At 59.9% G+C, this 9,629-nt stretch carries 7 protein-coding genes and 1 pseudogene; 4 read left to right on the forward strand and 4 right to left on the reverse strand.

Going from position 1 to position 9,629, the window contains the following annotated elements:
* Window positions 1–82: 82 nt before the first annotated feature.
* The 4 genes from ACNQOP_RS17970 to ACNQOP_RS17985 form a co-directional block, all read right to left on the reverse strand.
* On the reverse strand, window positions 83–412 hold the full coding sequence (locus ACNQOP_RS17970) for a hypothetical protein (protein WP_416405338.1): 330 nt from the start codon (window positions 410–412) through the stop codon (window positions 83–85).
* 194 nt (window positions 413–606) lie between these two features.
* Window positions 607–2,256, reverse strand: coding sequence for a hypothetical protein (locus tag ACNQOP_RS17975; protein WP_416405339.1), 1,650 nt, complete (start codon window positions 2,254–2,256; stop codon window positions 607–609).
* 202 nt (window positions 2,257–2,458) lie between these two features.
* Window positions 2,459–3,031, reverse strand: a complete 573-nt coding sequence (locus ACNQOP_RS17980) for a YdcF family protein (RefSeq protein WP_416405340.1) — start codon at window positions 3,029–3,031, stop codon at window positions 2,459–2,461.
* A 59-nt stretch (window positions 3,032–3,090) separates the two neighbouring features.
* Complete coding sequence (locus ACNQOP_RS17985; protein ID WP_416405341.1) at window positions 3,091–3,555, reverse strand: Lrp/AsnC family transcriptional regulator; 465 nt, start codon at window positions 3,553–3,555, stop codon at window positions 3,091–3,093.
* A 170-nt stretch (window positions 3,556–3,725) separates the two neighbouring features.
* On the opposite strand from ACNQOP_RS17985, the gene pdhA reads away from it, so the two are divergent.
* From pdhA to ACNQOP_RS18005, 4 genes and pseudogenes are all read left to right on the forward strand, one after another.
* Window positions 3,726–4,919, forward strand: coding sequence for a pyruvate dehydrogenase (acetyl-transferring) E1 component subunit alpha (gene pdhA, locus ACNQOP_RS17990; protein ID WP_416405342.1), 1,194 nt, complete (start codon window positions 3,726–3,728; stop codon window positions 4,917–4,919).
* Window positions 4,916–6,004 carry an alpha-ketoacid dehydrogenase subunit beta gene (locus ACNQOP_RS17995; protein WP_416405343.1) on the forward strand — a complete coding sequence of 363 codons (1,089 nt, stop codon included), beginning with the start codon at window positions 4,916–4,918 and terminating at the stop codon, window positions 6,002–6,004. Before pdhA ends, ACNQOP_RS17995 begins: the two co-directional genes overlap by 4 nt.
* Before the next feature lie 2 nt (window positions 6,005–6,006).
* Window positions 6,007–7,449, forward strand: coding sequence for a dihydrolipoamide acetyltransferase family protein (locus ACNQOP_RS18000; protein ID WP_416405344.1), 1,443 nt, complete (start codon window positions 6,007–6,009; stop codon window positions 7,447–7,449).
* Between the two features lie 208 nt (window positions 7,450–7,657).
* Window positions 7,658–9,629, forward strand: a pseudogene (locus ACNQOP_RS18005) (hypothetical protein); the annotation flags it as partial.

Here is a 9,629-nt window from a genome sequence, read left to right on the forward strand (position 1 = left end):
CCCGGAAGTGGTGTTGAGTGACTCCCCGATGCTATCGCACGTCGCACGTGCCGCTTCAATTTGTGTAGTAAAAGTGCCAGAATTACCGGGCAAGGATCAAAGTCATGGCCAGCACTGGAATGCTGGCTGAGACAATAATCACTACGAGCAGTGCAATTTGGCGCTTGCGACGAAGCGGCATCACGGATGGTTGAGCTCCTGGGGCCTGCGATCCTGACGGAAGGATGTCTTCGGTTCCGTCCGAGACTTCCTTTTCTTCAGCACCATGGGACGGCTGTAACCCGGACTTTCCGGTTGTCGCCGTCTCGTACCCGGCCATGAGGCTGGTCGGCGTTTCGCTTCGAAAGCGGCGTTTACGCAGATGGCGAGGGGCGGGAGAGCTGGCCGAGAGCTGGCGGGCTGGTCCGGTCACGTTTACCTCCTCAGCGACCTCCGGATGAACTGTTGCCACGACCCAATTCTTGCATCTGGACTGCCCCACGCAACATTCGGGGGCGACACAGGCAGGCGCCTCCTCTCTGTGCGCTGGTGCGCGGTGCGAGATTTAGGGCCGGCGAAGAAAGGAAGGGCGGCCCAAAAAACGAGGCCGCCCTTCCTCACAAACCGTCAGCCGCGGTCTGAGTACAGCGCGTCGTTCTTCTGGCCCGAGCCGTTCACCACGTCAATGAAGTAGTTCTTGCCTGAAGCCAAAGACGTGCTGCCGAGCTTCGCTGTGACCGATTCCAGGAGCGGATTGATGCCCAACTCCTTGCCATACGAGGGGTTGTAGTTGGACGCAGTCACTGTCTTGTCAAGCGCCCTCCCTGAGTCGTCTACCCACTTGACCTGGACAGTCCCCCCGCTCAGGTTTTGGCCCGTGACCAGCACGTCACCGTTGCCGTTGAAAATTGAATCTGTGATGATCGGTGTTGTACTGCCCGACTTAAGCCGGTCGATCATCGGGATGCCAGTCCCGGCGCAGGTGAAGTACGGATCCCACATGAAGGAAATGACCTTAACTGGCGTGTTTCCGAATTGCTGCACCTGTTTGTCCAGGCGGGCTTTGGTCGATTGGCCTCTCGTGCTGCCACTATCGCAAGGATTTTGTGACGTTGCCGGCGCCATGCCCTCCAAATTTGCCCAGAGGTCTGCACCCGTTCCTTCGATTCCTTCGGCCATAGCCCAGAAGTAGTCGCGGGTTGGTGCCAGGTACTTGCTTCCCCAGGACCCACTTCCGACTATCGATGCGGCGTACTGGTCAACATTGTTGCCGCTTTCGCTCCCAAAGAAGGAGCCTCCCTTGCCTGTGCCCATGCCGTCCTGAACGGCGATGGAAAGATGGACGTCGCCCGCCGTATCGGCGATGTTGGCGATAGCGTTCCGTGCTTGGTCCACTGTTACGCGCCCACCGAAGTTGGAACGAGAATCGATATAAGGACTGACAACGGCGGAACGACTCGGTTGATACTGAGCGATTCTGGCGTTTTGCATGCGGTATACCGTCAGGACAGCGTCCCACACGGCTCCGTCGCTGAGAGGCATTTCGGTGTGGTGATAGAAGCCGGCAAGCCCGGGGACGTTATTGACTTTGCCTTGATATATCAAAAAGCGGGCTGTGAAAACCGACAGGGTGGCTTGATACGACAGGTCAGGGAGATACGTCGTGGTGGTACTCATGACTGGAGCCGGAAGGCCGGCGTAGTATTTCATTCCCAAGCTGGTGGCGGCCTTTCCCAATGACACTGACATTGAGAATGAGGTTCCGCCACTAATGACGACTACGTCGTAGCTTCCACTCGGAGAGTTACACCCGCTTCCTTCAGTAGGCAGGACCATGACTGTGTAGATCGTGGTGCCACTTGTGACTGTTCTGTCGCGTGCACATAAGAGGGCAGGCAACCCCCATGAGTTTCCATCGGAGTAGGTGAAGTACCGCTTCACCTTGACTCCGGATGCGGCAGCTGTCGCGCAATTGACCCCTGAGATGGTGCATCCAGCGGGGATAGTGGAAAGCGTGGCTGGTTTCAGTCTGGAACCAAAGGTGATGACAGTGTCTCCGCCAACGGACTTGATGTCACTCAGTTTCTTAGTGTTCGCTGCGTCGCTTGTAATTCCATAAATGAAATATCCGCTGATGGGATAAACGGGAGCGGGCGCCGCGGTGGCTGCGGGTGCATGAATAAACCCGACGACCAAAAAGAGTGCGGCCAGTAGGCCGGCGCCAGTACGCCGACCATTTGAGATGAAGGTGGAGCGCGGAAGCCTGATTTTTTCCACGATGGATCCTTGGGCTCGTAGGGTGAGACCTTGGACCTATGCCAAAAGGATGAACCGACGAGTCAGCAGAACTCAAGTCATTGACGAAAACCTTCAAGCGCCTAAATAGATGTCAAGAACCGGGAGATAGTGTTGACTTGGGCTGTTGGATATTTGTGGTCGCTTAACAGCTGTTGTCATGGCCTTCAGCACGGCAGCGTCTCTAGTGAGAAGAACACTCCGGCTGCATCCACACGTCAATCAGGCCGCCCGTTTCGACCACGAACCGGTCCAGCCAGGCGCCCGCGGAAAGATCGGGACGGGACCCCACCATCTGTATCTCCGCAGGCGTACATTGCTCGATCAATGTACCCGCGCGCATGAGATGGTATTCGGACGTCACGATCGTTACGGATTTCCAGCCGTGCTCCGCAATCAACGAGCGCAGGGCTTCCGCTTCGCCCCTCGTGTTGAGCGGCGAGGGGCGGAAGCACACCAAATCAGGGTCGTCTGGGTTCTCGTCGCATAACGAGTCGCCCTCAACATTGCCCGCAAGACCAGTGGTGGAAACAACGAGGACCGGTATATCCAAATCCTTCTGCAGTTTTTCGGCCGCCGGCAGTCTCTCCTTGCTCATCCCACCCAGGACGACAATCGCGTCGGTGTGGCGGGGATTCGCCTGGGGAGGATCGTAGAGGAACTGGAAGGCGGCAATCAGCCAGAGGAGTGCCGCCAAAAAGCAGGCCGCCACGAAAATGCCAATGACACGCGTGGCGGAGGCGGTTTTGAGGGGCACGGGGACAGTCTAAGGTCAGGAAATGAGCGCTTCCTCCCAGCTGCGGACCACGGCATCGGTTACCTCGTATCAACATCCTCAAAAACAAGGAAAGTCTGCGTATCCAGAACGCCATCCATGGACTGCAACTGGTCGAAGATCACACGCCGGAGGTGGATGTTGTCCGTTGCCCGGACGAGCAGGATGACGTCGAAGTCTCCACCTACCAGGGCAATGTGGTGAACTTCCGGAATGGCGCGGAGCTCTTCCTTGAGTTCGCGCCATGAGTGTTGCTGGACCTTGAGAGTCACATAGGCGGAGGAGCGCAACCCGGCCTTTATGGGATCCACCAGGGCAGTGAACTTTGTGAGAACCCCTTCGCCAGTGAGCCGTGCGATGCGCGAGTAGGCGTGGGCCCGGCTGATGTGCACGTTCTCAGCCACCTGCGTGATGGACATGCGGCCGTCCGTGGTGAGTTCGCGGATGATGTCCCGGTCCACCGCATCCAACAGCACTGCCGCCTGCTCTGCCTCGGTCTCGCTCATAGCACTCCAAATCGTCTACAGCACAGGCTCGTTACCCAGCTCACAATTACATTTCGTCTTTCAGAATAGTCACTTTGAGCAAGCTCTTCCATGATTTTGGCAAAAGCTGGATACGAAACTTCACTCGGGAACATACTGGAAGCACATAGTGGCTAGAGAAGGACGGACCAATGACGATCCACGCAGACCACTCTGCGCCGGAAACGGCTGTAGAGGACCACGCTGCTGACGTTCGGACAAAATTCGGCATCAGCGTTGAGGACTACATGCTCCCCGCCCGACACCAGATCCAGATGGTGAACCCCGACGGCACCCTCCGTTCCCATGACGAACAAGGCACCGAACCCGGCCACGAGTACCCCACGCCCAGCGACGCTGAACTTATGGCCGCCTACGAGCAACTCGTCGTCGGACGTCGCGTCAACGATCAAAACTCCGCGCTCGTCCGGCAGGGCCGTATGGCCGTCTACCCCTCAAGCCACGGTCAGGAAGCCTGCCAGGTAGCGGCAGCCATGTGCCTCAGCGAAGGTGACTGGTTGTTCCCGACCTACCGGGACGCAGTCGCCGTCATGACCCGCGGGGTGGATCCCGTTGAGGTCATGACCATCTTCCGTGGCGACTGGCACGGCGGGTATGACCCTCAAGAGCACAAAGTGGGTATCCAGTGCACGCCGCTGACCACGCAACTGCTGCACGCTGTCGGCGTCGCGCATGCCGCCAAGCTGCGCGGTGAAGACACCGTGGTGATGGCCATGTGTGGTGATGGCGCCACCAGCGAAGGCGATTTCCACGAGGCCCTGAACTTCGCCGCGGTCTTCCACTTGCCCGTCATATTCTTCGTGCAGAACAACAAATACGCGATCTCCGTGCCGCTCAGCCACCAGTCTGTGGCGCCGTCGTTAGCCCACAAGGCCGTGGGTTACGGCATGGCAGGTGAGCGTGTTGACGGTAACGACCTCGTCGCGCTGCTCGCTGTCATGGACCGTGCAGTGAAGCTGGCCCGTGAAGGCTCCGGCCCGCTGCTGATCGAGGCGCACACCTACCGCATGCAAGCGCACACCAACGCCGACGATGCCACTCGGTATCGCCCTGACAGCGAGGTCGCCGAATGGCAGGCGAAGGATCCGCTGACCCGCATGAAGTCGTACCTTACGGATAAAGGACTGCTGGATGATGCCGCGGACCAGAAAATTGCCGAGCACGCCGAAGCAGTAGCCACCCAGCTCAGGGAAGGCCTGGGGGAGGATGTCCCGGTGCAGCCGCTGGACCTCTTCAAGTACGTCTTCTCCAAGCCCACCCCACAGCTGAAGGAGCAGTCCGAACTGCTCGCCGGCGAACTCGCCCGTGAGGAGAGCGCAAAATGACAGTCACCACAACCGTCAATGGCAACGTGAGCGCAGCGACCGCCAGCGCCGCCGCTTCCGCTGCGGCCACCGCCGACGCCGCCGGCCCGCAGAGCCTCACCATGGCCAAGGCCCTGAACACAGCCATGGCCGACGCCATGCGCGCTGACCCATCCGTCCTGGTTTTCGGTGAGGACGTAGGAATGCTCGGCGGAGTCTTCCGCATCACGGACGGGCTCATGGCGGAGTTCGGTGAGCAGCGCTGCTTCGACACCCCGCTCGCCGAGTCGGGCATTGTTGGCATGGCTGTCGGAATGGCCATCAACGGAATGCGTCCCGTCATCGAGATGCAGTTCGACGCCTTCGCCTACCCCGCGTTCGAGCAGATCGTCAGCCACGTGGCCAAAATGCACAACCGCACCAAGGGCAAGCTCAAGATGCCTATGGTCATCCGCGTGCCTTACGCCGGCGGCATCGGGGGAGTGGAGCACCACTGCGACTCCTCCGAGTCCTACTACGCCCACACAGCCGGCCTCAAGGTCTACACGCCGGCCACCGTGGCTGACGGCTACCGCATGCTCCGCGAAGCCATCGATTCCGATGACCCGGTCATGTTCATGGAACCCAAGAAGCTCTACTGGTCCAAGGACCAGGTAGACCTGGGTGCGTTGCGCGCAGAGCACGACGCCGGTACCTCCACCGAGGGTTGCGCGGCTGTGGCTCGTCCCGGCACTGATGCGACGCTCATTGCCTATGGACCGTCCGTCCCCACCGCGCTCGCAGCTGCCGCCGCGGCCGCCGAAGAAGGCCGCTCGCTCGAGGTGATCGACGTACGGACCCTGGTTCCTTTCGATGACGAGACCGTCTGTGCGTCCGTACGAAAGACCGGACGCGCCGTCGTGATTGCCGAAGCTCATGGCTTCGCATCCGTATCCTCCGAGATCGTGGCCCGTGTCCAAGAACGGGCGTTCCACTATCTCGCCGCGCCGGTTCTCCGTGTCACCGGATTCGATGTTCCGTTCCCGTCACCCAAGCTGGAGCACTACTACCTGCCAAGCGTCGACCGCATCCTCGACGCCGTCGACGACCTTCAATGGGAGGACTAACCATGAGCTCAGATATGCAGGTATTCCGTCTGCCGGACCTAGGAGAGGGCCTCACGGAGGCCGAACTGGTCAACTGGCTCGTGGCCGTGGGCGATGAGGTCCGCGTGGACCAGCCCATCGCCGAGGTCGAAACTGCCAAGTCCATGGTGGAGGTGCCCTCGCCGTATGCGGGCACCGTCGCCGAACTTCACGGAGAGGCCGGTGAGACGCTCGACGTCGGCAAGCCGTTGATCTCGATCGCCCGCGCCGGTGCCGCTCAAGCTGCGCCGGAAGCTCCATCAGGCACCGACGGTGCCGTATCAACCGGTGTTGCGACATCGCCCGAGGTTGAGGCGGCCGCCGAGACGTACAGGACCGAGGAGAGGGCCGGCTCCGGCAATGTGCTGATTGGATACGGCACGGCTGGTGGGGCTACCGGAGGCCGCACCCGTCCGCGGAAGGCGGGCGTCGCCGTCGTCGAGCCTGTCACGGAGGCTCCAGCTCCGTCTCTGGAGGCTGCTCTTGCAGCAACCCGGATTCCTGGGAAGCTGAGCGCGGTCATTTCCCCCTTGGTGCGAAAGATGGCGCGCGACCACGGTGTCTCACTCGACGCCATCGAAGGTTCAGGTGCCAGTGGACTGATTATGCGAAGGGACGTCGAAGCCGCCATTTCGGCGCCGGGAGCTCCGGCCGCGCCTGCTTCGCCAGTTACCGTTGGTGCCGGCGCCGCGGAGGGTTCTGTCGATGGCCGGACCGGCCTCGGTGTTTCGGCCAGGACTCCCGTTCGTGGCGTTCGGAAGGCCGTCGCCGCCAACATGACCCGCAGCCGCTCAGAGATTCCTGAGGCCACCGTGTGGGTGGATGTCGACGCAACCGCACTGCTGGAGATGCGGGCCGAACTGAAGAAGCGTGCGCCGCATGACACCCCCGGCCTGCTGGCCTTCATCGCTCGTTTTGTCACGGCTGGGTTAAAAAAGTACCCGGCCCTCAACACGCGCTTTGAGACGGCCACCGACGGGTCACAGGAGATCGTGGGCTTCGAGGGAATCAACCTTGGCTTCGCAGCGCAAACGGATAGGGGGCTTGTGGTTCCCTCGGTGCGCAATGCGCATGAGTTGAGTGCCCGTGAACTCGACGCAGAGATCCGACGCCTCACCGCCGTCGCGCGTGAAGGAAAGGCCACGCCCACTGAACTGGGCTCCGGTACCTTCACGCTCAATAACTACGGCGTCTTCGGGGTTGACGGCTCTGCTGCGATTATCAACTACCCCGAGGTTGCAATGCTCGGGGTGGGTCGCATCATCGACAAGCCGTGGGTGGTCAACGGCGACTTGGCTGTCCGCAAGGTCACCGAGCTGACCTTGGCCTTCGACCACCGGGTATGCGATGGCGAAACCGCTGCCGGTTTCCTTCGGTACGTCGCGGATGCCATTGAGAACCCTGGTGGGGCTCTCGCGGATATGTAGCTGCGCAGGCACGATACGACAACAACCTGATCTATGGATCAGGTTGTTGTCGCTTAAATCAATCAAATGACTTGTCATAAACGTGTAATTGGCAAAGCGCAAGTCAAGTGTCTGCTTAGAATCTCCCTGGGGGATCAGCTGTGGTCTCCAGCTGTCTGCGATCGGTCGACTCAGGGCTGTTCGCAATATCCTTAGGATTCCCAGAAAAATGCATAAGAATTACCGCGCCCAAACGCTGACCGCGTTGGGCACAGCTTTGACTACGCTCGTTATCAGCGGAGGAGTCGTTGCACTTCCTGCTTCGGCCAGTGTTCGCGAAGTTCCAGCTATTGCCTCGCTGCTTGAACGCCCTACCGTTGCGGAGCCTGCACAGTTTCTTTTGACCACCAAAGACGGTGTCGATGAACCTGCGATCAAGGCTGGAGCAGCTGCTCAGGAGGCCGCCGCGCATCTTGGTGTGGAAGTAAAGGCGCTCACTCAGAAGAGTCCGGACGTCTTTCAGGTCGAACTTGAAAAGGCTCTCACAGCTGATGATGGCGCCCTTTTCCTGACATCGCTCCAAGCGGACGCTTCCGTGAAGGTCGCCGTCTCCGAGGATGATGCTGAGAAGCAGACAGCTTTTGCTGTCAGCCCCGGCTCTCCTGATATGGCAGCACCGGTGTTGGTGAGTTCTTCGGTGAACAAGACGTCGTTCAACTTGGCGGATGGCCCGGCTGTGGTTACGGCTAGGGTCCGTTTGACGGATGCCACTGGTGTAAAGGCTCCGACCGTCATTTTGAGCCATTCGGCCACGGGGCAGCAACAAGGCTTTGGCTCTATGTCCTTGGTGTCGGGAACGCCCCAGGATGGCGTTTGGGAGCGGACGATGACGATTCCGCTGGGCTCTGCCACGGGGCAATGGGATGTGTCGCTTTATCCCGTAGGGGATGTGTTGGGCAACTCCGGCGGTGGGTTCAGAACATTGGCGACTTTGAACGTCTCGGGTGCGGTGGCGGATGTTTCAGCACCGGTCTTGGTGAGTTCTTCGGTGAACAAGACGTCGTTTAACTTGGCGGATGGCCCGGCTGTGGTTACGGCTACGGTCCGTTTGACGGATGCCACTGGTGTAAAGGCTCCGACCGTCATTTTGAGCCATTCGGCCACGGGGCAGCAACAAGGCTTTGGCTCTATGTCCTTGGTATCGGGAACGCCTCAGGATGGCGTTTGGGAGCGGACTATGACGATTCCGCTGGGCTCTGCCACGGGGCAATGGGATGTGTCGCTTTATCCCGTAGGGGATGTGTTGGGCAACTCCGGCGGTGGGTTCAGAACATTGGCGACTTTGAACGTCTCGGGTGCGGTGGCGGATGTTTCAGCACCGGTCTTGGTGAGTTCTTCGGTGAACAAGACATCATTCAATCTTTTCGACGGTCCTGCTGTTGTGAAGGCGTCGGTCCGTCTGAAAGATCAGACGGGTGCCACGGCCCCGACTGTCATCCTGAGTCATTCGGAGACTTGGCAGCAACAGGGGTTCGGTTCCATGTCGCTGGTCTCCGGAACGCCGCAGGACGGAGTTTGGGAGCGGACTATGACGATTCCGGAGTGGGCGGCTACAGGGAAGTGGGACGTTACCTTGTACCCCCTCAGGGATGCCATTGGGAACTCCGGCGGTGGATTTAGGACCCTCGCAACTATTGATGTTCAGAATCAGGCACCCCGCACGCCTGTGACCCCGGCTGCCGTTACCTTTACGGATAAGGACGGTACGAAGGACGACGTCTATGTTGTCCCGGCCGTGACGGGTGTTGAGTATCTAATCGGTGGGGAGGTTGTTGCTGCTGGGACGTATCCGGGTTCGGGGACGGTGACGGTGACTGCGCGTGCGTCGACGGATTATGTTCTGGCACCCGGTGCAACGGCATCGTGGTCGGGAACGTTCAAGGCGACTCCGTTTGTGGTGACCCCGGCTGCCGTTACCTTCACGGATGAGGACGGTACTAAGGACGACGCCTATACGGTTCCTGCTGTGACCGGTGTTGAGTATTTGGTCGGTGGGAAGGTTGTTGCTGCGGGGACGTATCCGGGTTCATGGACGGTGACGGTGACTGCCCGTGCAACGACGGATTATGTTCTGGCACCCGGTGCGACGGCGTCGTGGTCGGGAACGTTCAAGGCGACTCCGTTTGTGGTGACCCCTGCTG

The sequence above is a fragment of the Arthrobacter sp. LFS091 genome, assembly GCF_047977885.1.
Classification (GTDB): Bacteria; Actinomycetota; Actinomycetes; order Actinomycetales; family Micrococcaceae; genus Arthrobacter.

Bases quoted from the DNA above. Each gene is read 5' to 3' on its own strand.
- ACNQOP_RS17985 (WP_416405341.1), bottom strand. From the start codon at position 3,555: ATGAGCGAGACCGAGGCAGAGCAGGCGGCAGTGCTGTTGGATGCGGTG.
- ACNQOP_RS17995 (WP_416405343.1), top strand. From the start codon at position 4,916: ATGACAGTCACCACAACCGTCAATGGCAACGTGAGCGCAGCGACCGCC.
- pdhA (WP_416405342.1), top strand. From the start codon at position 3,726: ATGACGATCCACGCAGACCACTCTGCGCCGGAAACGGCTGTAGAGGAC.
- ACNQOP_RS18000 (WP_416405344.1), top strand. From the start codon at position 6,007: ATGAGCTCAGATATGCAGGTATTCCGTCTGCCGGACCTAGGAGAGGGC.